The organism is Psychrobacillus sp. BL-248-WT-3, from assembly GCF_012843435.1.
In the GTDB taxonomy this organism is placed as follows: domain Bacteria; phylum Bacillota; class Bacilli; order Bacillales_A; family Planococcaceae; genus Psychrobacillus.
This window is the reverse complement of the sequence record NZ_JABAFC010000002.1, coordinates 170,573-194,093: the sequence shown is the minus strand read 5'-3', so window position 1 is coordinate 194,093 and position 23,521 is coordinate 170,573. Positions and strand designations below refer to the sequence as shown.

At 37.6% G+C, this 23,521-nt stretch carries 19 protein-coding genes and 1 pseudogene; 8 read left to right on the top strand and 12 right to left on the bottom strand.

The genetic code is table 11. The features are described 5' to 3' along the window. Positions 1-190: 190 nt before the first annotated feature. The 4 genes from HF876_RS02720 to HF876_RS19090 all read left to right on the top strand — a co-directional run bounded on the left by HF876_RS02720 (position 191) and on the right by HF876_RS19090 (position 4,073). A complete protein-coding gene (locus HF876_RS02720; RefSeq protein WP_169358507.1) occupies positions 191-481 on the top strand; it encodes a hypothetical protein in 291 nt (96 codons plus the stop codon). 64 nt (positions 482-545) lie between these two features. Continuing rightward, entirely contained in the window at positions 546-2,267 is a 1,722-nt protein-coding gene (locus tag HF876_RS02715) for an ABC transporter ATP-binding protein (protein WP_240949594.1), read from the top strand. A gap of 391 nt (positions 2,268-2,658) precedes the next feature. After that, on the top strand, positions 2,659-3,948 hold the full coding sequence (locus tag HF876_RS02710) for a helix-turn-helix domain-containing protein (protein ID WP_169358505.1): 1,290 nt from the start codon (positions 2,659-2,661) through the stop codon (positions 3,946-3,948). Beyond that, positions 3,945-4,073: a hypothetical protein gene (locus tag HF876_RS19090; protein WP_277347066.1), complete on the top strand. Its 129-nt coding sequence runs from the start codon at positions 3,945-3,947 to the stop codon at positions 4,071-4,073. The genes HF876_RS02710 and HF876_RS19090 overlap by 4 nt, the downstream gene beginning before the upstream one ends. A gap of 426 nt (positions 4,074-4,499) precedes the next feature. On the opposite strand, the gene HF876_RS02705 is transcribed toward HF876_RS19090, so the two are convergent. The 8 genes and pseudogenes from HF876_RS02705 to HF876_RS02670 form a co-directional block, all read right to left on the bottom strand. Continuing rightward, positions 4,500-4,814, bottom strand: a complete 315-nt coding sequence (locus tag HF876_RS02705; RefSeq protein WP_169358504.1) for a DUF4288 domain-containing protein — start codon at positions 4,812-4,814, stop codon at positions 4,500-4,502. A gap of 265 nt (positions 4,815-5,079) precedes the next feature. Then, positions 5,080-6,859, bottom strand: a pseudogene (locus HF876_RS02700) (ABC transporter ATP-binding protein). A 25-nt stretch (positions 6,860-6,884) separates the two neighbouring features. Beyond that, positions 6,885-8,627: an ABC transporter ATP-binding protein gene (locus HF876_RS02695; RefSeq protein WP_169358503.1), complete on the bottom strand. Its 1,743-nt coding sequence runs from the start codon at positions 8,625-8,627 to the stop codon at positions 6,885-6,887. A gap of 16 nt (positions 8,628-8,643) precedes the next feature. Continuing rightward, positions 8,644-9,114 (bottom strand): helix-turn-helix transcriptional regulator, encoded by a 471-nt coding sequence (locus tag HF876_RS02690; protein ID WP_169358502.1) that lies wholly within the window; start codon positions 9,112-9,114, stop codon positions 8,644-8,646. 156 nt (positions 9,115-9,270) lie between these two features. Further along, positions 9,271-10,797 carry an FAD-dependent oxidoreductase gene (locus HF876_RS02685; protein WP_169358501.1) on the bottom strand — a complete coding sequence of 509 codons (1,527 nt, stop codon included), beginning with the start codon at positions 10,795-10,797 and terminating at the stop codon, positions 9,271-9,273. A 499-nt stretch (positions 10,798-11,296) separates the two neighbouring features. Continuing rightward, positions 11,297-12,694: an alanine/glycine:cation symporter family protein gene (locus HF876_RS02680; protein WP_169358500.1), complete on the bottom strand. Its 1,398-nt coding sequence runs from the start codon at positions 12,692-12,694 to the stop codon at positions 11,297-11,299. Between the two features lie 270 nt (positions 12,695-12,964). Then, positions 12,965-13,894 carry a manganese-dependent inorganic pyrophosphatase gene (locus HF876_RS02675; RefSeq protein WP_169358499.1) on the bottom strand — a complete coding sequence of 310 codons (930 nt, stop codon included), beginning with the start codon at positions 13,892-13,894 and terminating at the stop codon, positions 12,965-12,967. A 39-nt stretch (positions 13,895-13,933) separates the two neighbouring features. Continuing rightward, positions 13,934-14,383 (bottom strand): RrF2 family transcriptional regulator, encoded by a 450-nt coding sequence (locus tag HF876_RS02670; protein ID WP_169358498.1) that lies wholly within the window; start codon positions 14,381-14,383, stop codon positions 13,934-13,936. A 222-nt stretch (positions 14,384-14,605) separates the two neighbouring features. Between HF876_RS02670 and hmpA the strand changes: the two genes are divergently transcribed. Further along, positions 14,606-15,793 carry an NO-inducible flavohemoprotein gene (hmpA, locus tag HF876_RS02665; protein ID WP_169358497.1) on the top strand — a complete coding sequence of 396 codons (1,188 nt, stop codon included), beginning with the start codon at positions 14,606-14,608 and terminating at the stop codon, positions 15,791-15,793. 158 nt (positions 15,794-15,951) lie between these two features. After that, positions 15,952-16,755: a GNAT family N-acetyltransferase gene (locus HF876_RS02660; protein WP_169358496.1), complete on the top strand. Its 804-nt coding sequence runs from the start codon at positions 15,952-15,954 to the stop codon at positions 16,753-16,755. A gap of 217 nt (positions 16,756-16,972) precedes the next feature. On the opposite strand, the gene HF876_RS02655 is transcribed toward HF876_RS02660, so the two are convergent. The 4 genes from HF876_RS02655 to HF876_RS02640 form a co-directional block, all read right to left on the bottom strand. After that, positions 16,973-17,560: a DNA-3-methyladenine glycosylase gene (locus HF876_RS02655; RefSeq protein ID WP_481900274.1), complete on the bottom strand. Its 588-nt coding sequence runs from the start codon at positions 17,558-17,560 to the stop codon at positions 16,973-16,975. After that, positions 17,557-18,831, bottom strand: a complete 1,275-nt coding sequence (locus tag HF876_RS02650) for an acetyl-CoA hydrolase/transferase family protein (protein WP_169358494.1) — start codon at positions 18,829-18,831, stop codon at positions 17,557-17,559. The genes HF876_RS02655 and HF876_RS02650 overlap by 4 nt, the downstream gene beginning before the upstream one ends. Positions 18,832-18,852: 21 nt before the next feature. Then, on the bottom strand, positions 18,853-19,383 hold the full coding sequence (locus tag HF876_RS02645; protein ID WP_169358493.1) for a DNA topology modulation protein: 531 nt from the start codon (positions 19,381-19,383) through the stop codon (positions 18,853-18,855). A gap of 666 nt (positions 19,384-20,049) precedes the next feature. Further along, positions 20,050-21,276: an MFS transporter gene (locus HF876_RS02640; protein ID WP_169358492.1), complete on the bottom strand. Its 1,227-nt coding sequence runs from the start codon at positions 21,274-21,276 to the stop codon at positions 20,050-20,052. Between the two features lie 174 nt (positions 21,277-21,450). Here HF876_RS02640 and thrC point away from each other — a divergent pair, with 174 nt between their 5' ends. Beyond that, positions 21,451-22,509, top strand: coding sequence for a threonine synthase (gene thrC / locus HF876_RS02635; RefSeq protein WP_169358491.1), 1,059 nt, complete (start codon positions 21,451-21,453; stop codon positions 22,507-22,509). After that, positions 22,509-23,450 carry a homoserine kinase gene (gene thrB, locus HF876_RS02630; RefSeq protein ID WP_169358490.1) on the top strand — a complete coding sequence of 314 codons (942 nt, stop codon included), beginning with the start codon at positions 22,509-22,511 and terminating at the stop codon, positions 23,448-23,450. Before thrC ends, thrB begins: the two co-directional genes overlap by 1 nt. Positions 23,451-23,521: the final 71 nt, after the last annotated feature.

Below are 23,521 nucleotides of genomic sequence, written 5' to 3'. Positions count from 1 at the left end.
CCAAAGGATAATACATTCCTTAGATTAGCTTTTTCATTTTCTAAAAATTATCTATTTACTCCCCTCTTAAGTCGCCTGCCATTAAAGAAAAGCGTTAAGATATACGTCTTTTTTTAAAATTTAACTCAATTGGAAACTATTTTCTGTATTTTTCGTATATACTAGGGAAAAAAGAAGAGGAGGTATTTAAATGGAAGATATTATTGGACTTTTTATTGGCCTTGTTGCTATAGTAATGGTCTTTTCAATTCCGTTAACGGCTATTTGGACAACCCATTTACGCAAAATGCAGTCTATGAAATCTAAGGTAATAAAGGATGAAATTGAACTAGAACGGCTTAAATACGACAATTTCCTATTAGAAACAGAAAAAATGCGATTAGATTTGCAAAACAAGCAAGCTAGTCTTTTAGAAATGTCTGCAGACCCCCTAGTCGTAGAGTTGCAAAAAAGACCTAAGGCGGAGACTCAGGCTTTATAATAATCGTGCAGCTTTAGTTTGCACGATTTTTTTGGTATAAGAAATGGAGAAAGGAGTATTTAGCATGTCCTCTTCTACTAAAAATTTTTTCCAATTACTGAAAAGCTTAAGGTGGCCAGTTAAAATAGCAGTTTTAGCTATTGTCCTTTCCTTATTAAGCACGGTCATTAGTTTAGTAGTACCTTTAGTAACTAAAACACTAGTTGACTCATTGACCTCAGCTAGCTTCAATTGGACACTTATCCTATTGTTATTGGCTGTATTTATATTGCAGGCCGTGTTCGGTGGTTTTTCCTACTACCTTTTGTCCTACATAGGAGAATTTGTCGTTGCTGATTTGAGAAACAAGCTATGGAGCAAGGTTCTTCATTTACCGATTCCCTACTATGACCGACATGAAAGCGGCGAAACAATGAGTCGTATCACTCAAGATACTTCTACATTAAAATCATTAATCACTGACCACTTAGTTAATTTTGTATCAGGTATCATAACGATCATTGGTTCAGTTATCATTCTATTTTTTATAGACTGGAAAATGACATTAATCATGCTTATAAGCGTTCCACTAAGTATGGCTATTATGATGCCTTTAGGTTCTATGATGCATAAGGTCGCGAAGGCAACCCAAAAAGAAATGGCCTCATTTTCTGGATTGCTAGGTAGAGTTCTATCTGAGATAAGACTAGTAAAATCTTACCGGGCAGAAGAAAATGAAACCGTTAGTGGCGGAGAGGCAATCCAAAGACTTTATCGGTATGGACTGAAGGAAGCCAAGATTCAATCATTCATATCCCCTTTTATGACCCTTATTATGATGGCTATCCTAGTTGTCATTTTAGGTTATGGAGGATTACAGGTTTCTAATGGCACACTCTCTGCTGGAGACCTTGTGGCAATTATCTTCTATTTAGTTCAAATAATTTTTCCCTTTGCTCAAATGGCAACGTTCTTTACCTCCTTCCAAAAGGCTGTTGGAGCAACGGAACGAATTCAAGAAATATTTGCAATGGACAGTGAACCTGTTGAGGACCAATCATCAACAGCGTTGGAGGATGGGATAATAACTTTTAAAGACGTTCATTTTTCTTATGGAGAAAACAAAAAAATTATAAATGGAATTACGTTTGAAGCAAAGCCTGGTACAGTCACCGCTTTTGTGGGACCAAGTGGTGGGGGTAAAACTACTATATTTTCGTTACTCGAGAGGTTTTATGAGCCTGACCATGGTGCAATTTGTTTTAACGGATCTCCTATTCACGAACTACCGTTAAGGGATTGGCGTTCTAAAATGGGGTATGTATCACAGGAAAGCCCTTTGATGAGCGGTACTATCTTATCTAATATGACTTATGGTATGACAAAAATCCCTTCGATGGAAAAAATTATAGAGGCTGCAAAAGCTGCAAATGCCTCGTCCTTTATAGAAGAGCTTCCTGACAAATACGATACGCTTGTGGGCGAACGAGGAATGAAGCTGTCTGGCGGGCAAAGACAACGAATAGCAATCGCAAGAGCACTCTTACATGACCCTAAAATATTGTTATTAGATGAAGCTACCTCAAACTTAGATAGTGGATCAGAATCTTTTGTTCAAGAAGCACTAGAACGATTAATGAATGGTCGTACTACCTTAATCATCGCCCATCGATTGGCAACCATCATGCATGCAGACCAAATCTTCTTTATAGAGCAGGGAGAAATTACAGGCACCGGTACACATGAAGAATTACTAAGTAGTCATGAATTATATAAAGAGTTTACACAAGGACAAGGATTATCTTAGAATCTATCTGTCATATTTCTTTCTAATGTAGAATAAGATAACTTTAACCCTCTAAATTCACCTAAGAAAGTGTAAACGCCAAGCGTAGTTTTTTGCTTATTCAACAGGTTTTGAATGTAAAATTTTAACTTTAAGGTTCCCAAAAGACTATTTTATCACTTTATTTTCATAGTAAAATAAATTCATATCGGTACCATTAAATTACAACTTTTAAAATATTCATAACCATTTTAGGAAAGTGATATACAAAAACACCATTTTTTCTATAGTTTTTAACATTCACTTTCATAATAATCCAATTCTATACTTTTTTCAGTTTTTTTATGCTATCTTTATTATAGTATCTGATTTTGTTTCCTATTTAGATCCTACTCGAGGGGGGTTGAATTAGGTGAATATAGGGCAGCTAATCAAATTAGAACGGCAAAGACAAAACATGAAGCAGGAATATTTAGCTTCAGGTATTTGCGTTCCTTCTTATCTAAGTAGAATAGAAAATGGGTTAGTTATCCCTAGTGAGGATATACAACAACATCTAGTAAAAAGGTTAAATATCCCGGTCGATGCATTGAACAGCAATGGCAATGAAGTAAAATTATCACAGTTTAAAAGCCAATTTAAAAGCGTTATTAATTCTCGAGATAAATTGAAAGCAAAAAGTCTATATCAAGACCTCCACGTCTACATAGAAGAGCATCCTTTCGAGCCTAATCGGCTAACACTTCTAGTAATGGAGACAAGACTTACTCTTATGCTTCCAAATTATACAAGTGAAGTACAAACAAATTTAGCAATCTTGGAAGAATTCAAGAAAGAAATGACTACTGAGCAGCTATTTTATCTCTCTACCATACAAGGCATTATAGCTTATCAAAACAATGAATTTAGGCAAGCAACTGAAATTTTTATGCAAGTCTTTTCTTTAATTAAAAGCTATCGCATGGAAGATTGGGAAATGGCAGAACTTTACTATATATCCAGCTTATCTCTTCTTTCAGAGTCAAGGTATATCCTTGCTATCGACTACGTTAAAGTGGCGCTATCCTACTTCAATCAAGAGATTCTGATTGAACGGTCCATAGAATGCTTAGTTATTTTAGGAATAGCACAAAAAAATACAGGTGTTTTAAAAGATGCAGTAGCTACGTATGAAAAAGCGATGGAGATTAGTTCAAAAATAGAATCATCAAAATTCATTGGCATGATTGAGCATAATTTAGGTGCCTGTCATTCACTGCTCAAAAACCAAAAGCAAGCATTAAATCATTTTCAAAATAGCTTAAGTGTAAAATCCAGTCCAAACGATAGCATAATCACTATCTTTTCTATAATAAAATCCTATTATAAAATTAGTGATTTTGTTAATGCCAAAGTTTGGTTAAATAAAGGATTAGAATTACTAGATTCATTAAATGAAAACAATAAATTGTTGTATACACACCACTTAAGCATTTTTAAAGCTATATTATTTGAAGAGAAAGATCTAATAGCTACCTTCAAAGAAGCATTGGATTATTTTGAAAGTAAACAGGAGTATAAACATTGCTCTATTTATTCAAATGTTTTAGCTAAAAAGCTATCTAGTGATAAACAGTATAAGCAGTCAACAATTTATTATGAACAAGGTTTTAATTATCATATAAAACAATTAAAAGTATCTAACTGGGAGGAATTACTATGAAAAAGTTTTTAGTGGGATTATTTTGCGTAGCTGCTTTATTGGTAGCAACAACAGGCGGAATTACATTAGCAATTGAAGACAAACCTTCAATCACTTCAATCAAGCCTGAATCTAAATTTCTTTAATAGTTAAGGTAAAAAGACCCTCAGTTCAAAACTGAGGGTCTTTTTATTGGTTCTATTTGTATTGATTTTCCTAAGCAACTTCCTATTATTTTATACTTGAGTTGTCGGGATGTGAAATGTTAAGTCAATTGTGCTTGAAGTTACTAAAAAGGTCATTAATGAACTTGAGGTTTTGGTTACTGTTTTCTACTTTTAGGGGGAAAAGTTGATTGAAATGGAGGCGGCGACTTCTGCGGGAACAGCACGAGCGGAAGCACCCGGACTGAGCAAAGCGAGGGAGAAGGCTGGAGCCGTGCCCGCGAAAAGCGTCCGCCACAATGGAAATCAACATTATAAAAAAAGCGAGTACCCGAACATGTCCGTCCCAGTTACTCGCCTTTATCTATTTGGAGATCTAAGTGACCTACTATTAAAACTGAAGCACATTCAATAAGTTCTATCTAGGTGAGCTGCTTCATCGAGGATTATATGGTGGCTGTAGACTTCTGCAAATTCTAATGATTCTTCAATTTTGTCAACCATTTCGAAAACATCAAGAATCATCACTAATTTTATTATTGTCTTTTCTCCAAAGGCATTGGTATAAGTGACGTCTTTAAAATGTTCCTTTACTAAACGATCTACATCTTCAAATCTAGGTGCTCGAACGATGTTGATGGTTTCTTCAAATGTTTTATTAGGCATAGATTCAGGCGAGGAAATATGTTCAAATAATAGTTTGACCGAAAACGTTCTCTCCATTCTTTTCACCTCAATTCCTTTTTTTTCTTATCTTAATTATTGAACATTCTTGTACTAAAAGCTACTTCTTTAAGTTGTGAAAGTCTCTATTGAAAATAGCTCTAAAACGCAAAAAAAATTAGCTACTTTCATACTAAGGTTTATATCTTTTGTTGTATAATTCGACTTATATTTCACTTTAGCCTCCTAAAGTTATTAGTTCTAAAATACTTTTAATTTTAAAAAACTCTGTGAGGCCATTGACAAGCCCCACAAAGTTTCTATTTTAAATATTAAATTGACTTTCATATAGGTCAGAATAGAACCCTTTTTTCTGTAGCAACTCCTGATGTGTTCCAGATTCAATTAGTGTCCCATGATGGATAACCAATATTCGATCAGCGTTTTCTATCGTTTTTAGTCGATGTGCAATCACAAAGCTTGTTCTTCCTTCTGATAGCCTATTTAATCCTCGCTGAATCTCTATTTCTGTCTTCGTATCTATACTAGAAGTAGCTTCATCTAATATGAGAATGTCCGAATCCGCCAATATTACTCTAGCAATCGCTAGGAGCTGTCTCTGACCCTGACTAAGACTTGAGCCGCCGGAGGTGATGATGGTCTCATACTGATCTGGTAAGTGCTTGATGAAACTATGAGCAGATGCCATTTTGGCTGCAGCTACAACTTCCTCATCTGAAGCATTTAAACGTCCATAGCGAATATTCTCCATAATTGTTCCAGAAAACAAGAACGTATCTTGAAGCACGATTCCAATTTTTTCTCGAAGCTGGCTAATTTTATAGTTTTGAATGTTAACTCCATCTATTTGAATATTTCCAGAATCAATATCATAAAAGCGCATAAGTAGATTTATAATCGTCGTTTTGCCGGATCCAGTGGGACCAACTAATGCAACCTTCTCTCCTGCCTTTACTTGAAAGGTTATGTCCTTTAGGATAGAGGCTTCCTTTTCATATGAGAAGTTTACATGAGAAAATTGTACATCCCCCTTGAAGGATTTTATATCTAAAGCATTATCCTTATCTTGCATGTCTGGTGATTCATCCATAATCTCAAATACCCTTTCAGCCCCTGCTATCGCAGATTGAAAAGTGTTAAGCAGGTTAGATAGTTGGTTAATCGGACGGAAGAATTGACGAGAATAGGTAACAAAAGCAGCAATAATTCCAACTGTCGCCATCTCTTGTACTGTCATCACTGCCCCTACTCCGATAATTAGCGCAAGTCCAAGATTATTGATGAAGTTATTGATTGGGCCTAAAAATCCGGATACTGTATCAGCAGCCATGGCAGAGCCTCGCAGCCTTTCATTTACACTTGAAAATTTATTAAACGTATTCTCTTCTTGACCAAAAAGAGTAATAACCTCATTACCTGAGATTGCTTCCTCTATAAAACCATTTAACTCTCCTAAATCTCGCTGTCTTTTTATAAAGTTACTGCTGCTATATTTGATAATTTTTTTCGTAGTAAAAATGATAAGCGGAATGATTAGCAGTGATACGATCGCTAATATCCAGTTTAATGCAAACATTGCGATAGCCACTCCACTTACCATCAGAATGGAAGAAAATATTTGGATAACGCTTTGACTCAATGCATTATTTAAGCTCTCTATCATTCGTCACACGACTCATAAGATCTCCATGGGTCCGTTTATCAAAAAATCGTAATGATAAGGTTTGGAATTTAATAAACAATTCCTGGCGCAGTGTTTGGATGGTTTTTAGCGACACTCGCACCATTAAAAATGTTTGTAGCCAAGTGAATATCGAAGATGCTGTATATACTAATGCTAAAAATATTAAGAAACGAAGAGTTCCATTTAAATCCTTAGGAATAATATAGTCATCAATTATGACTCCGATAAGGTATGGTGCAAGTAAATTTAGCAAGGTGGACACAATAACAAAGCCGCTTGCTGCAATGAGAGCTATTTTTTGTTTCTCTAAGTAACCCCATATTCTTTTAATGGTGCCTTTACTATCCTTTGCCTTGACCACAGGGCCTCCGAACCCTCTTGGACCTCGAGCCCTTCCCATGGCATTGGGTGGTTGAGTGGATGCTTTATTCATCTGAAAGGACCCCCTTCCCACTTTGCGTTTCATAAATCTCTCTATATACCTTACTAGTCTGCAGAAGCTCATCATGTGACCCAGTAGCTTCTATACGACCATCGTCAATGACTAATATTTGATCAGCATTAATGATAGAAGATACTTTAGAAGAAATGATAAACACTGTTGCTTCTCCGTACTGTTCTTTTAAAGTCTTTTGTATTGCTGCTTCAGACAACGCATCTACGGCAGATGTAGAATCATCAAAAACTAGAATCTTAGGCTGGCGAATAAAGGCCCGCGCCATAGATAAGCGTTGCTTCTGCCCTCCGGATAAATTGGTTGCACCCTGCATCAGCTCATGTTCAAATTCTTGCTCCAGTTTCTCGATAAACTCGTAGGCTACTGCGGAGCGAGCTGCATTTTCCATCTGTCTTATATCTGCATTTTCATTTCCATAGCGTAAGTTTTCCTCGATGGTACCAGAGAACAAGGTAGCCTTTTGAGGGACAAATCCGATTAGGCTTCGTAACTCTCTTAAAGGATATTCCTTAATATCTTTACCACCTATTCGAATCATTCCCGTGTCTGGGTCATATAACCGAGAGATTAACTTTACTAGGGTAGACTTACCGCTTCCTGTTGATCCAATTATGCCAATTGTATCACCAGGATTCGCTTGAAATGAGATGTCCTTTAAGACATATTCACCGTTTTTACTATAGCTAAAGTTAACTTGGTTAAATTCTACTTCTCCAGTTACATAAGTTTGATGTATCGGATTTACTGGCTCTTGTATTTCAATATTCGTATCTAAAACTTGCTGAATACGGTTTGCTGAGGTAAAGGAACGAGTAATTTGCATTAATACATGACTACTTGAGATAAGACCATTCATAATAATATTAAGATAATTAATAAAAGCTAGAATAACTCCAACCTGCATAGTCCCTTCATCTACTTTGATGGCACCCATCCACATCCCAAAAACAACACCTACGTTTACGATAAATAACATGACAGGCATTAGCGATAAGATGACTTGTTCTGCAGCCATATTCCTTTTAGTCAAAGTGTCATTCACATTTTTAAAAGATTCTATTTCATGATGCTTTCGATTAAATGCTTTTATAACTCGAATACCAGAAAATGTCTCTTGTAACTTCGTATTTACTTTATCCATTGCCTTCTGTACCTTGACGAAAAGCTTGCCTGTTCTTGATGAGAAGAAATAAATAAATGCCATTAAAATGGGTATAGTCACTAATAATACTGGAAATAACTCTCTTGCAGTGACCCATACGATAATAACTGAGCCTATAAACAACAATGGTCCTCGTACGAAAATACGTAATGTCATCATTAATGCCTGCTGTACTGAAGTGACATCATTTGTCACAATCGTGATAAGTTTTCCCGTTCCATAGGTATCTGTGTTACCACTAGAAAATTGCTGTGTCTTTTGAAAGACATCTCTCCGAATGTCAGCAGCAAAATTGACTGCAGCCTTGGAACTATAAACCGTACAACCTGCTCCTCCTATTAAACCGATAAATGCAGTGACGAGCATTAATATACTCATCTGGATAACATAGGCATTATCATTTTCCGCAATACCATTATCGATAATATGCTGCATAATCGTTGGCTGGAGTAAATCCATTGCCACCTCTAAACACATGAGTAAAGGAGCTAATATAGCAAAAACCGTATATGGTTTTAAATAACGAAGCAGCTTTTGTAGGGATTTCATATATTATCTCCCCCTTCTATAGATTTTCTTTTTGCAATTGCTTTGTAATAGATTGCATGAAAGCTGTTAACCGAATTGTATTTTCCTTATCTTTTCTAGAGGCTTTAACTGCTTTCCTTAGCTCATCCTCCCATAGATCGAGTGTCTCTTTAAGCTGAATGGCCTCCGAAGAATTTTGCCATTCCCATCTCGCTTGCCAATTGTCCCAAAAATCTTCTGTTTTTTGTTTAGAGTATTCTTTAAGTCGAGACTTCCCCTTGTCACCCAGAGAGTAAATTTTCTTCTCTGATTCAAGTAACAACTCAATCATTTCCTGCTCCAGCAATTCCTGCAAAGCTGGATACACGGTCCCAGCACTGGCTGAATAAAATCCCCCAGCTCGCCTTTCTAATTCCTTCATCAGCTGATAACCATGCTTTGGACCTTCCTCCAACAAATGTAGTATCGCTAGCTGAACAAACCCTCTTCTCCTTTTTATATCGATCACTTCCTTTATGTATATCGATAATTTTAATCGATATACTTTAGAAAGACAATACTAATGATATCTGATATTGGGAATAAGGAAAACAACACAAAAAGGGCCAAGAAGGTATAAATAACTTTCTTGGCCCTTATATAACGGCTAATAACATTAGCCTTCTTAGTTTAATCTTTTTAATGGTTCGAACGCTGGTCCCTCCAGCACCTCACCTTTATAGTTAAAGCGTGAACCATGACATGGACAATCCCAAGAGCTTTCTGCATTATTAAACGCAACATCGCACCCCATATGGGTGCATACTGGTTTAACTAAATACACTTTTCCATTCTCGTCCTTGTATGCGCCTACCTTTTTTCCTTCTACTTTTACAATATCACCTGTACCTACTTTTAAATCCTCTAGTTGGAGGTCTACTTTTTCGGTCTTACCTTTAACGAATTCCTTAGCAACACTCGCGTTAGCTTTTGTGAATTTAGTAATATCTTCTTTTTTCATTTTTGATCTTGTAGGTGCAAAGAATTCTGCAAATCGATTTTCTTTTCCTAATACATTGTCTACCATAATTTGAGCAGCAACTACACTGTTAGTCATCCCCCATTTTCGGTATCCAGTTGCCACTAATACATCTGGTTTGTCAGAAGTCATTACACCAATATAAGGGACTTTATCTAATGTTTCTAAATCTTGTGCAGACCATCGATAGTTATACGATTGAAAGTTAAACTTTTCTCGACCGTAGGCAGCTAAAGTTTCATACTTTGCAGTAGTATCTCCCTCCTGCCTTCCTGTCACATGACCTTCTCCGCCCAACAGAATATATCTTTTCCCATCTGATCCTAAGGCTGAACGAATTGACCTTGTGGGTTGCTCTACATTAATGTACATACCCTTCGGAGAGCTTTTTTCTGCAGGTGCGGCTATGACATAAGACCGGTGTGGTTCTAACCGTGTAAAATATAAACCATTTTCATCATTAAAAGGATAATGACTGCAAACGAGAATTTTCTTTGCTTTTATCTTATGACCTTCTACTGTTTTAACAATATTGTCTGATAGAAGATCTTTAGCTCTAGTCTCTTCAAAGAAATGTACGCCATTTTGTACTGAGTGATCAACTAAAGCTTTGGCATATTTTACAGGATGAAACTGTCCTTGGTTGTCTAACCTAAGTGCTTTTTTCACCTGATATGGAAGCTCTGTTTCTTCCGTTAGAGTAGCAGGTCCAATACCTAATTTCTGATAGGCGTCCATTTCTTTTGTAACAGTATCTACTCCCTCTTCCGTATCTGCATATATGTAGGCAGGTACTTTTTCAAAATCACATTTAATACCTAAATCTGAGACAGTACGTCCCACGAAGTTAAGAGCGTCCACCTGTGCTTCATAGTATAACTTTGCTTTTTCTTCGTCAAAGGTATTAATCAGCTGCTGGTAGACATGTCCATGCTGGGCGGTTACCTTTGCTGTTGTAAAACCAGTTGTTCCGCTTAAAATTTTACTTCCCTCTATAACTGCCACTGATTTTCCGCTATTACTTAGTAAATATGCCGCAGTTATCCCTGTTAAACCTGCTCCAACTACTAATACGTCTACCTCTATATTTTCATTTAACTTAGGAAACAATGGGAGTTCATTATTAGCTAACCAATAAGACTCTAAGTTTCCCGGTAATATCTTTTCTGTCATTTTGTTTCCTCCTTTATTTATACTAGTGTCTATCTATTCATGAAAGTTTATTCAACAGAATCCATTTCTAAATTCCTTTTTTAAGGATAAACACGAACAATTCAAAGAGAATAATAAAATTTATTTGTTTTTAAGAAGAGAGTAGAATGGATTTTAGATCTTGGGGATGCTTTTCCATAGGGCTTGAGTAGGGCTAAAGCTTGTCGATTGATTATAATTCTGCATTTAAAAAGAAACTCTATTTATGAAGTTGCTGCACAGAACGTAAATTGATGGATAGTAACTCTCTTAATCCTTTGATACCCGTCCCATATTATTACAAAACGCATTAGGTAAAATACAACTAGTTTTTATAATAGGTTGGTACGGCTAGAACACCTTATACAAAGACTTCTTGGCAAAATAATTATTATTAGATAAAAATAAAGCTGCGAAATTTTACTGACTCGTAAAATTTTCGCAGCTTTTTATAAAATATTTGGTATAGCTTCTTTACTGATTATCTATCCTCTTCATCCCAGCACTCTGTATTTTTCAGTCCTGGTATTGATTTAGCATAAAAGACTGGATCTTCCCCTTTTTTTCGTTGTCTTGTAAAATCGTCTAATACCTTAAAGGCTACTCTACCTAAAATTATGATGACAGCAATATTTACTGTTGCCATTAGTCCCATAAACAAATCTGCAAGGTTCCAAACGAGCTGAACATGTGCTATTGAACCAAACATTACCATCCCTAATACAACAAAACGATACGCAGTTAACCATCCCTTACCTGCATTCATAAATTCTATATTGGTTTCGCCATAATAATAGTTCCCCATTATAGAACTAAACGCAAAGAAAAGAATTGCTATTGCTACAAAGTAAGGTGCCCATTCACCAACATGAACCGCTAAGGAATTTTGTGTGAGGATGACTCCATCATCCTCTCCTGTTCTATAAAGACCTGCTAATATAATTATAAATGCAGTTGCTGAACAAATAATAATGGTATCAAAAAACACACCTAGACTTTGCACTAACCCCTGTTTTGCTGGGTGGGATACGCTAGCTGTAGCTGCAGCATTTGGTACACTCCCCATTCCTGCTTCATTTGAAAATAATCCACGTCTAACACCTTGCATAATAGCCGCACCAATGGTTCCCCCAACTGCTTCCTCTAAACCAAAAGCCTGCGTAATTATTAACTTGAAAACGGCCGGCACTTCAGAAATATTCGTTAGTACAACAAAAATAGTAATAGCTAGATAGAATAAAGCCATAACTGGAACAACTATCTGGGTAACACTAACGATTCTTCGAACACCACCAAAAATTATAATAGCAGTTAAAATAACTAAAACAATTCCAATTACATAAGGAGGTATGCTAAATACATCTCCAACGGAAGCAGCAATTGTATTCGACTGAACTGCGTTAAATATAAATCCAAAACATAAAATAAGCAGAATACTAAAAACTATTCCTAGTTTACGATTTCCTAAGGCTTTCTCCATGTAGTATGCTGGACCGCCACGAAAATTTTTTCCATCCCTTACCTTATATACTTGTGCAAGAGTACTTTCTACAAATGCAGTTGCCATCCCAATTACAGCTATAATCCACATCCAAAAAACTGCTCCAGGTCCCCCTATTCCTACAGCTAATGCTACACCTGTAATATTACCGGTACCTACTCTAGAAGCAGTACTTATCGTAAAAGCCTGAAAGGGAGATACTCCCCCTTTTTCTTGTTTTTTCTCTGTAATTAAACGAAACATCTCTCCAAACAAACGAAACTGAACAAATCTTGTGCTAAACGTAAAATACAAGCCTGCTCCAACGAGCAAGGCAATCAATATATAAGTCCATAAAATATTATTGAACCCATCAACAAAGGTCTCAAGCCACCCCATATTATGTTCCCTCCTAATTTTATACTCTTTGCTATATACCCTATTTGTCCTACAAATAACAACATAACGTAAATTTTTTTATTTTTTCCTGATAAAGATTTGTTTTTACTAGTTCTTAGTTATTAATAAAACTATTTTTGCAACCTATCCAACGACGGAGATAACTCTTTTTCTTGAGTTTTCTACTATAAAAAAATACCACAAGAGATTTTACTCTTAGGGTATTTTTCCAATGTTACTTTCTATAAACTACAGTAGAAATTTTTATATTTATTCAGCTAATGCCTCTGTTAATGCCGGTACTACTTGCTTCTTACGAGAAACGACTCCTTTTAACAATGCAACGTTATTAACGAATGCCACATTAAATGCTGCCTCCGCTTTTAATGCCATTTTTCCTAACGCCAAAGCAACGGAGTCATTATTCAAGATATCTGTTACAACAAAAAAGAATAGATCTAATTCTTTTTCTTGAATTTCCATGTTAATCAATTCTTCTAATTGCTCTTGACGTCCCATCACATCATTTACATCAACAGCATTGACTTGCGCAATGATTACCTTATGTTCACCCATAGTGAACTCTTTCGCATCTAACGAAAGTAGGTCCTCTAGGCTCTTATCGCTAAGATCAGCTCCTGCTTTTAGCATAGCTAGGCCATACTCTTCCACATTTACACCTGCTAGTTTTTCTAATTCACGCGCAGCCGTAATATCTTCTTCCGTGCATGTTGGGGATTTAAATAATAACGTATCTGAAACAATAGCGGATAGCATCAAGCCGGCAATGTTAGATGGTATTTCGATACCTTTTTCTTTAAATATTTTATTAATGATCGTAGCAGTACAACCTACTGGCTCTGCGCGATAATACAAGGGATCTGCTGTTTCAAAGTTAGCGATACGATGATGGTCAATAACCTCTGTAATTTGTACTTCTTCTATTCCAATTGCACTTTGTTGTTTTTCATTGTGATCAACTAGAATTACTTTTGTCGCTTCGGTTTCTACATTTTTTATCAATCGCGGAGCTTCAAACCCAAATTTCTCAAGTGCATATTTAGTCTCATTGTTTAATTCGCCTAAACGAACTGCCTCAGCCTCTACGCCAATTGCATTTTTTAAATATGCATATACAATAGCGGAAGTAATTGTATCTGTATCAGGGTTTTGATGTCCAAAAACTAGTACCTTTTCCATGAATAATCCTCCTAAAAATCTTTTTCCGACCTTATTTTATCATATATCTTGTCTATCATTGAAAAGTAAATTTGCTAATACATCCTTGTTATTAAGAAAGTCTGCAAGTGTATATTCGTCTAGCACCGTTAAATAGGCTTTTAGTGCTCTATTTAAAACTCTCCTTAACCCGCAAGCTGGAGTTATGACACATCGATTTGCCTGACAATCAAAGCATTCTACTAAATGGAAATCATCCTCTGTCTTCCGTACAACTTGTCCTATGTTAATCTCCCCTGGTTCCATAGCCAAACGAATACCGCCACCTCTGCCGCGAATCGTTTCAATATACCCAAGTTTCCCTAAATCATAGGTCACCTTCATTAAATGATTTTTAGAAATACCATATGCTTCTGAAATGTCTTTAATAGTTGATAGGTCGCCTTTGTTTTTTGCCCCTAGATAGATCAATACTCGAAGCGAAAAGTCTGTATACATTGTCATTCTCATACTAACACCGCCATTCATTCCATTATACCTACTATGACAAACTCGTGAAAGAAATGTGACTGTTTATTTACAAAGATTAAAAGATGTATTTTAAATATTGCTTTTAATTTTGATGAGGGGTATGTTGAACTTATAAACAAAGCGCTATTATTTATGCTCTTGTGAAAATGTCATGCAGCACATACGGATAGCGCTAAAAATGAAAAGGATGTGCAGATGCTTATGTTATCCCAACACACAATTGATATAGTAAAATCCACTGTTCCTGTCTTAGAAGTACACGGAGTGGCAATTACAACTACATTTTACCGAAATCTTTTTGAGGCTCATCCAGAGCTATTAAATATTTTCAATCATGCTAACCAAGAGAAAGGTCGCCAGCAAAATGCTTTAGCTAATACGGTCTATGCTGCAGCTGTTCATATTGATAACTTAGCTGCTATTATTCCTGCCGTAAAACAAATTGGGCAAAAGCATGTAAGTTTAGGGATTAAGCCTGAACATTATCCGATTGTCGGTCAACATCTATTAGGAGCTATAAAAGAAGTATTAGGCGATGCGGCAACAGACGAAATAATTAATGCATGGGCTGAAGCATATGGAGTGATCGCAGATGCTTTTATAGGAATTGAAGAGGATATGTACGTAGCAGCCGAAAATCAAGAAGGAGGCTGGAGATTTTTTAAAGACTTTATCATTACTGATAAGGTGAAGGAAAGCGATAATATCACCTCCTTTTACTTTAAGCCTGCAGACGGAGGTGCCTTACCTTCCTATGAACCAGGTCAATATATTACTGTACGAGTAAATATTCCAGGAGAACAATATTTGATGAACAGACAATATAGTCTATCTAAAGCTTCTAATTTAGACGCATTCCGAATCTCCGTAAAGAAAGAAGACGAAAGCAATCCTGAAGGAAAAGTATCCGTACATCTTCATAAACAAATGAATATAGGTGATAAAGTGGAGATAAGCGCTCCTGCTGGGGAGTTTACGCTCAATAAGGAAGAAACTGCTCCAGTAACTTTTATTAGCGGCGGAGTAGGAATCACACCTATGATGAGTATGCTTGAAACAGTAGCAAACAATCAGCCTGAACGTTCTGTTTCCTTTATATGTAGTACACGTAAGAAGAATTTACATCCCTTTGAACAAGATATTCGCTCTTTAATAGATTCCTTGGAAAATGGCGTATATAAATCTCTATATTCCGAAGAAGGAGATGGATATATAACTAAAGAGATTATTAAAGAGTACTCTCACAAAGATGGAGATGTATATGTATGTGGTCCTGTAAGCTTTATGGAAACGATGATCAATCATTTGTTAGAGCTTGGATTTGCAAAAAATCATATCCACTATGAATTCTTCGGACCTGCACTGAATTTAAATTTAACTGAAATTTAATAAATCTATAAGCTAGGATGCTGTCTTTTAATGGGCAGCATCCTTTTTAGGTATTTTTTTACCAATTAATATGCTTTTAGATATATGATTAGTTAAAAGGAAATGCTATAATTAGCCTATATTTCATTTTAAAGATAGAAATGAGTGATAAATTCATAATGGTTAAACAATTTGAGAGTAAGTATATTCCCCTATCTAACTACTTTAAAAAGTGCATTAAAAAAGAATTTATCCTTACATATGAAGAAATTGAGGCAATCATAGGGCAAGCACTACCAAACGCAGCCTACTTAAGCAGCAGCTGGTGGAAAAAAACAAAACCACCTGCCTTACACTACTTTGCGTGGATAAATTATGGGTATTCAGTAAAGGATGTAGTTTTAGGAGAGACGGTAATCTTTCAGGCAATGAATGAAGTAGAGGATGAGGAAAACGACATAGATCAAGATATATTAGTTATCCGCGAAGCAGAGCTAGACGATGCTCGTCCCTTCATTACTTTGCAGGAGACTATTTTTTCAGAAACCGACTTTATGCTGTATGGGGAGTCTGACTTTCAAATGACCGTTCAGCATATAAGAAAGCAGATGACTGTTTGGAAAAGCTCGCCTAACTCGGTCCTTTTCCTAGCCATTATGAATGGACAGTTTGCCGGCTTTATATTACTTCAAGGTCATTCTGCTCCTAGAGCAAGACATCGCTCCTCTTTAGTAATAGGAGTAAAAAAGCAATTCTCTAGAAAAGGTGTTGCCTCTTCACTTATTAACCGAGCATTTCTCTGGGCAAAACAAAATGGGGTCACTAAGCTAGAGCTCACCGTTGTAAAAGAGAATATGGTGGCATACAGACTTTACCAAAAAGCTGGCTTCGAAAACGAAGGGCTAAGAAAAAACTCCTTGCTCATTAATGGTCAATACGTAGATGAATACTATATGGGCCGAGTCATCGAGTCAGAGAATTGAAAGATATCTATATAAACGGTATTTCATGCATCTAACTAGCTGTAAGAAGGCACAAAAAACTTACGATATTTAAAATGTTTTCATGTTCAAAAAAAGAAGGCACTTCTGTTCGATTTAGACCAGAATTGCCTTCTTTCTTTTTACATTATTTCTTCGTTAAAATTAGCTTAAGATTCCTTGAGGACTTTTGTACCCATCAATCAGCACTTTAGTTGTTCTATCGCATTTTCGATACATATGGATTGTCAGTTTCCCAGAAACGATAAGGATAATGAACGGCTTCTCCACTGTTTTGTATCCCAATGCGCGGTCCAGTAGAGATGGATGGAGCTACCTCTCCCTCTGACATATATAAAGGCTTTTCACTCCAATGATGCCCATAGTAATCCATTGTAATAGCCATTGCCTTCGTCAGCTTTCCTGGACCGTTTGTCCATTGCTTCATGGGAAGCTCGCGTCTATTCACTTTCATCTGTTCCAAACCTTCTATTGGCTCTACAGCACGTATTAAAATAGCTTGTGGAATGCCCGTTGGAGCTGCAACTACATTAATCAATGTATGCGTGTGCATTTGATACGTATAAATTAGTCCTGGCTCCCCGAACATTACTTCTGTTCGCTTCGTTCTTCGATTACCAAAGCTATGAGCTGCTCGGTCTTCTGCCCCCATATAGGCTTCCGTCTCAACAATTTTCCCAATTAACAGACCACTAGCATGCTCATGGATTATGTACTTCCCTATTAAATCCCTTGCAAGCTCTAATGTTGGTTGATGAAAAAAAGTAGGCTCGATTGGTTTCATTATAAAATTAGCCCCATCTTTTTCGCTTCAAATGTGAGCTCTTCTCGGAACTTAGGATGAGCGATTGAAATCAGCTGCTCAGCCCGCTTGGAAATCGGCTTGCCGAACATACTAGCTACGCCGTATTCGGTGACAATCATATCAATGTCATTTTTAGATGTAGTCACTATAGACCCAGGTGTTAACGAAAGCTTAATGCGAGAAATCTCATCATTTTTTGCTGTTGATGTCATACATACAAAGCCTTTTCCTTTTTCAGAAAATCTTACTCCCCTTGCAAAATCAGCTTGTCCACCTGAAGATGAATAATATTTACCTGCAACTGTCTCAGAAGCACATTGTCCATACAGATCTACCTCAGTAGTCGCATTAATAGATACAATTCGTTCTTCCTTTGCAATTTCACGCGGGTCATTTACAACACTAACCGGTAAAAACTCTACTGATGGATTATTGTTTAGAAAGTCATACAACTTCTTGGATCCATGCGCAAAAGTAGCTACTATTTTTCCTCTGTTCGTAAATTTTTGTGTACCATCAATAGCACCCGCCTCCACTAAGTCGACAATTCCATCTACAAACATTTCCGTGTGGATTCCTAAATGCTTATGATTTTTTAGTAGGCTTACAACTGCATTTGGAATAGAACCTATTCCAATTTGTAACGTATCTCCGTTATCAATCATATCAGTAACATACTCTGCAATTTTCAGGTCCTTGTCTCCGATCGGGGGCGCCACATCTTCTAATAAAGGACGATTATTTTCTACATAACCAAGTATTTGACTAATATGAACTTGATTTTGACCAAATGTTCTTGGCATATGCTCATTCACTTCTAATATGAATGGCACTGTTCCAATAAACTCACTCACTATATCTGCCTGTGTCCCCAAGGAAAAGTACCCAAATTCATCCATAGGAGATGCAACTGCCATAACCATCGAAAGATTCGTGGATGACCTTAGAATTCTAGGCATCTCATGAAAGTGATTTGGCACTAAGTCGACAAGACCTTGATGGAATGCCTTTCGTGTTGCTCCACTTAGAAAGTAAGAAACATGCTTTAACTTTCCAGGATAGGCACCTTCCATATAAGGACGATGCTTTAATGCCAACAGCTGATGCACCTTTACATTCGTTAAGTCATGAGCATTTTCTTCTAATATATCTAAAAGCTTATGTGGTTCTCCATTTGTTAAAGGCAGAATGATATCTGCATTCGGAGGTATTAACTCGATTATTTGCCTGTCACTCAATATTTTTTCTTTCATTTTTTACACCCCTAATATATTTCATTTTACTGGTGAAACAGTATTTAAAAATGTCTTTAGTTCCTTAGGATTTCTTAATATGCATATGTCCCTGCTCTTACCAGCTTCAGACAGTACCTTGAGTATGGTTGGCCTGACTTTACTTGGAAAGCCCCAGACGAACTTTAGAAAATCCCAATCTAATTTCTCATTACAGCCGGAAGCCATGTCATCTCTAGTCTTCCCATGGTGTGTCCAAACCCGTTTTAATACTCTATATGTACAGAGTGTTCGTCGAAAATCCAAAAATATGATTAAATCAGCATACTTCACTCTCCACTCAAGTGTTGAGTTGAAGTTTCCATCTATAATCCATTGATCCTCTTCAAGCTTCTTTTTTACCTTTTCTATGAACTCATCTTTGGAAACCGGGACCCACCCCTCGTTCCAATAGAGGGAATCTAAATGAACCAATGGCAAATCCCACTTTTTAGCGAGCTGCTTTGAAAAAGTAGATTTACCCGCTCCACTAGAACCAATTATTAGTATCTTTTTGTGTTTTGAGCCTGGCATTTTTAATATCCCCCTTTATATGAGATAACTTCATTGTACTATTTTTTAACCAAGAGACAAACAAGAAAAGCGCAAGCGCCTGTTCTGACCCGACAGGCAAATGGGGAAAAGCGAGGAGGCAGCTCCTCAGCCACCGGAGCTTTTAACCATTTGACCCGAGGGGCAAGGCGATGGAGCTAGACATCAAGAAAAGCGCAGGCGCCTGTTCTGACCCGACAGGCAAATGGGGAAAAGCGAGGAGGCAGCTCCCCAGCCACCGGAGCTTTCATCCATTTGACCCCGAGGGGCAAGGCGATGGAGCTAGACATCAAGAAAAGCGCAAGCGCCTGTTCTGACCCGACAGGCAAATGGGGAAAAGCGAGGAGGCAGCTCCTCAGCCACCGGAGCTTTTAACCATTTGACCCGAGGGGCAAAGCGATGGAGCTAGACATCAAGAAAAGCGCAGGCGCCTGTTCTGACCCGACAGGCAAATGGGGAAAAGCGAGGAGGCAGCTCCCCAGCCACCGGAGCTTTTATCCATTTGACCCCGAGGGGCAAGGCGATGGAGCTAGACATCAAGAAAAGCGCAAGCGCCTATCTCTGCCTCGACAGGTAAATGGGAAAAAGCGAGGAAGAATTTCCTAAACAATAAAAAAACTGCCTCATAGGAAGCAGCTTTTTAACTTCTTATTCTAGTTCCACTTGTTTAGTTTCCGTTCCTAAAAATATAATTGCTATTACACCTATGATAATGGCAATACAGAAGATACCAAAAATCCATCCAATTTCATACCCAGCAGTCACTAGAGAACCTACTAATAATGGGCCAAGTATTCCACCAATACGTCCGACAGATGCAGCCATACCTGATCCTGTTGCACGAATAACAGTTGGATACTGCTCTGGTGAGTATGCATACAATGCTCCCCACGCTCCCAAGTTAAAGAAGGACAGCAGCATACCAGATACGATCAAGACCGCTGTTGTTTCTGCAGACCCAAATACAAAAGCACTTGCCGCAGTCCCTAACAAATAGGTAACAAGAACAAATTTACGTCCTGCTTTCTCAATTAGCCAAGCAGCAGAAAAATAACCAGGTAATTGGGCTAAGGTCATAATGAGAACATACTCAAAGCTTTGGATAAGAGAGAAACCTTTCATAACCATCACACTCGGTAGCCATAAAAACATCCCGTAATAAGAAAACACGACAGTAAACCAGACAATCCATAACATGAGTGTCGCTTTTGCATACTTCTTTGCCCATACACCCTTCATATTTTGGATGATAGATCTAGTTTCAGTATTTTTTTCAGTATATTTTGGAGAGTCAGGTAGCTTTAAACGTAAATAGATCGCATAAAACGCAGGTAACGCAGTGATCAATAGTGCAACTCTCCAACCATAGTCAGGAATTATAAAGTAAGCAATCAATGCGGAAATAATCCAACCAGCTGCCCAGAAGCTTTCTAGTAAGACAACTACTCGTCCTCTTTCCTTTGCCTCCACACTTTCTGACACTAAAGTAGACGCAACAGGTAGCTCTCCCCCTAGCCCCATACCTACAAGAAAGCGTAGAGCTAAAAATGCAATTAACGTGGTAGTTAAAGCAGATAGACCACTTGCTACGGAAAACAAGATGAGCGTTATCATAAATATTTTCTTTCTGCCAACCTTATCGGCCAATACTCCAAATACTAGAGCACCTACTGCCATACCAATGGAGTTAACACTTCCAATCCAGCCCATTTCATTTGGGGTTAGTGCCCACTCAGTAGCTAAGGCTGCGATAACGAAAGATAAAATCCCGACGTCCATTGCATCGAACATCCATGCTAGCCCTGCTATACCAAGCAATTTATTTTTAGATAATGGCTTTTGTTTACTAACTTTTTTTTCATTAATTGTAGTCATTCTCTTCCCCTGTCTTTACACCTGTAATGTTTTTAGTTTACATGATTAGTATACTCATTGTTTAGGTAACTTACAATATAAATTTTTTCTTGTTTTTTTGAAATATTTAGAGTAAAATGTCCTTTATACAAATACAAATGTTTACTCAAGAAGAACAGAAGGGCGGAAATTTACATGGCTTGGCAAGGACTTATTGAACAATATAAAGAATTCTTACCTGTTACAGAAAATACACCTAAACTTACATTATTAGAGGGGAATACCCCTCTTATTAAATTAGAAAATTTATCAGAAGAATTAGGAATTGAGCTATTCGCAAAAATAGAAGGAGCAAATCCAACAGGATCCTTCAAAGATAGAGGAATGGTATTTGCAGTAGCTAAGGCGAAAGAGGAAGGTAGCAAAGCAGTTATTTGTGCATCTACTGGTAACACTTCAGCTGCTGCAGCTGCCTATGCAGCAAGAGCCGGAATGCGTGCAGTAATTGTCATACCTGAGGGGAAGGTCGCTGCTGGGAAACTAGCTCAGGCTTATATGTATGGAGCTGAAGTTATTCAAATAGAAGGTAACTTTGACGTGGCATTAGATATGGTTCGTACTATTAGTGAATCTTCCCCGATTACTCTAGTAAACTCTGTAAATCCTTATAGAATAGAAGGACAAAAAACTGCATCTTTCGAGATTTGCGATGTACTTGGAGCTGCTCCAAATTATTTAGCAATACCAGTTGGCAATGCCGGGAATATTACAGCCTATTGGAAGGGGTTTAAAGAATATAACGACAAAAAGCAAACTGGACTACCCAAAATATTTGGTTTTGAAGCAGAGGGTGCTGCCGCTATAGTTCAAGGCAAACCTATAGAATTTCCTGAGACAATTGCCACAGCCATTCGGATCGGTAATCCAGCAAGCTGGGAATATGCCGTTGCTGCAAGGGATGAATCAGGAGGACTTATCGAGGCTGTATCTGATGATGAGATGATTGCGGCATATAAGCTAATTGCTAGTAGAGAGGGTATCTTTGCAGAACCTGCATCCTGTGCATCCATCGCTGGAGTTTTAAGATCTGTCAAGGAAGGTAAGATAAAACCTGGCAGCAAGGTCGTTGCCATTCTAACTGGAAACGGGTTAAAGGATCCGCAAACTGCAATTGATGTAAAAGTGGAACCACCACATAAAATTGAAAGTAACGCAACTGCACTAAGTGCATTTATAGAGGGGGTGCTCGCATAATGACATGGACTATTTCAATACCAGCAAGCACAGCAAACTTAGGTCCTGGTTTTGACTCAATAGGTATTGCATTAGACAAGTATTTAGAAGTTGAGGTAGAACTTGCTCCCCAGCCTTCTATCGAAAATTTGACTGAGAATCTACCAGTCGTCTCCGACCCAGCCGATCATCTGATTGTCCAGGCTGCTTCTAAAACAGCAGCTATGCATGGACTGGAACTACCTGCTTGTGCATTACGATTAAAAAGCGAAATCCCTCTAGCCCGCGGTATGGGAAGTAGTGCGTCTGCAGTAGTTGCTGGAATTGAGGTAGCCAATCAATTGCTAGAGCTTCAGCTGACTGCCCATGACAAGCTAAAAATAGCTACAATGATAGAAGGCCATCCTGATAATGCGGCTGCCTCGATTTTTGGAGGCTTTACTATATCTTCTAGTACTGATTATGGAGAAATTCACGTTTTTCATTCATACCATATAAATGCTAGTTTTGTATTAGCTATTCCTTCATTTGAGCTTAAAACAGAACTAGCTAGAAATGTCTTACCTGAGCATTACACACGACCAATCGCGACACAGGCTAGTGCTTCTGCAAATTTATTGGTAGCTGCTTTCCTCTCTCAGTCCTTTGAGCAGGCAGGTATATACATGGAAGAGGATTTGTTTCATGAGCCTTATCGATTAGACCTAATCCCACATAGTAGAGCTCTAAAAATTGCAGCAAAAAAAGCTGGTGCTTTCGGTACTTGCATTAGTGGTGCTGGTCCTACCCTGTTGTCTCTTGTACAAAAAGGAAAGGAAATGGAGTTTATCTCTCAAATGAAAGACTCTTTTCCTAGCTTTGAATTTGTACCAACCTCTATCAATAAAACAGGAATTGTTTCTTTAAAGCAAAAACCAAGCAAAGCGGTATCAAAACGGCCACCTCAGCTTTCCTCTATTTAAATAGGAATCTCCGCTCTGTTCATATAAAAAGCAGTGAAAGTCTCTCATCACGAGGAGAACTTCACTGCCTT

Bases quoted from the DNA above. Each gene is read 5' to 3' on its own strand.
- HF876_RS02720 (WP_169358507.1), top strand. From the start codon at position 191: ATGGAAGATATTATTGGACTTTTTATTGGCCTTGTTGCTATAGTAATG.
- HF876_RS02715 (WP_240949594.1), top strand. From the start codon at position 546: ATGTCCTCTTCTACTAAAAATTTTTTCCAATTACTGAAAAGCTTAAGG.
- HF876_RS19090 (WP_277347066.1), top strand. From the start codon at position 3,945: ATGAAAAAGTTTTTAGTGGGATTATTTTGCGTAGCTGCTTTATTGGTA.
- HF876_RS02705 (WP_169358504.1), bottom strand. From the start codon at position 4,814: ATGGAGAGAACGTTTTCGGTCAAACTATTATTTGAACATATTTCCTCG.
- HF876_RS02695 (WP_169358503.1), bottom strand. From the start codon at position 8,627: ATGAAATCCCTACAAAAGCTGCTTCGTTATTTAAAACCATATACGGTT.
- HF876_RS02685 (WP_169358501.1), bottom strand. From the start codon at position 10,797: ATGACAGAAAAGATATTACCGGGAAACTTAGAGTCTTATTGGTTAGCT.
- HF876_RS02680 (WP_169358500.1), bottom strand. From the start codon at position 12,694: ATGGGGTGGCTTGAGACCTTTGTTGATGGGTTCAATAATATTTTATGG.
- HF876_RS02675 (WP_169358499.1), bottom strand. From the start codon at position 13,894: ATGGAAAAGGTACTAGTTTTTGGACATCAAAACCCTGATACAGATACA.
- HF876_RS02670 (WP_169358498.1), bottom strand. From the start codon at position 14,383: ATGAGAATGACAATGTATACAGACTTTTCGCTTCGAGTATTGATCTAT.
- hmpA (WP_169358497.1), top strand. From the start codon at position 14,606: ATGTTATCCCAACACACAATTGATATAGTAAAATCCACTGTTCCTGTC.
- HF876_RS02660 (WP_169358496.1), top strand. From the start codon at position 15,952: ATGGTTAAACAATTTGAGAGTAAGTATATTCCCCTATCTAACTACTTT.
- HF876_RS02650 (WP_169358494.1), bottom strand. From the start codon at position 18,831: ATGAAAGAAAAAATATTGAGTGACAGGCAAATAATCGAGTTAATACCT.
- HF876_RS02645 (WP_169358493.1), bottom strand. From the start codon at position 19,383: ATGCCAGGCTCAAAACACAAAAAGATACTAATAATTGGTTCTAGTGGA.
- HF876_RS02640 (WP_169358492.1), bottom strand. From the start codon at position 21,276: ATGACTACAATTAATGAAAAAAAAGTTAGTAAACAAAAGCCATTATCT.
- thrC (WP_169358491.1), top strand. From the start codon at position 21,451: ATGGCTTGGCAAGGACTTATTGAACAATATAAAGAATTCTTACCTGTT.
- thrB (WP_169358490.1), top strand. From the start codon at position 22,509: ATGACATGGACTATTTCAATACCAGCAAGCACAGCAAACTTAGGTCCT.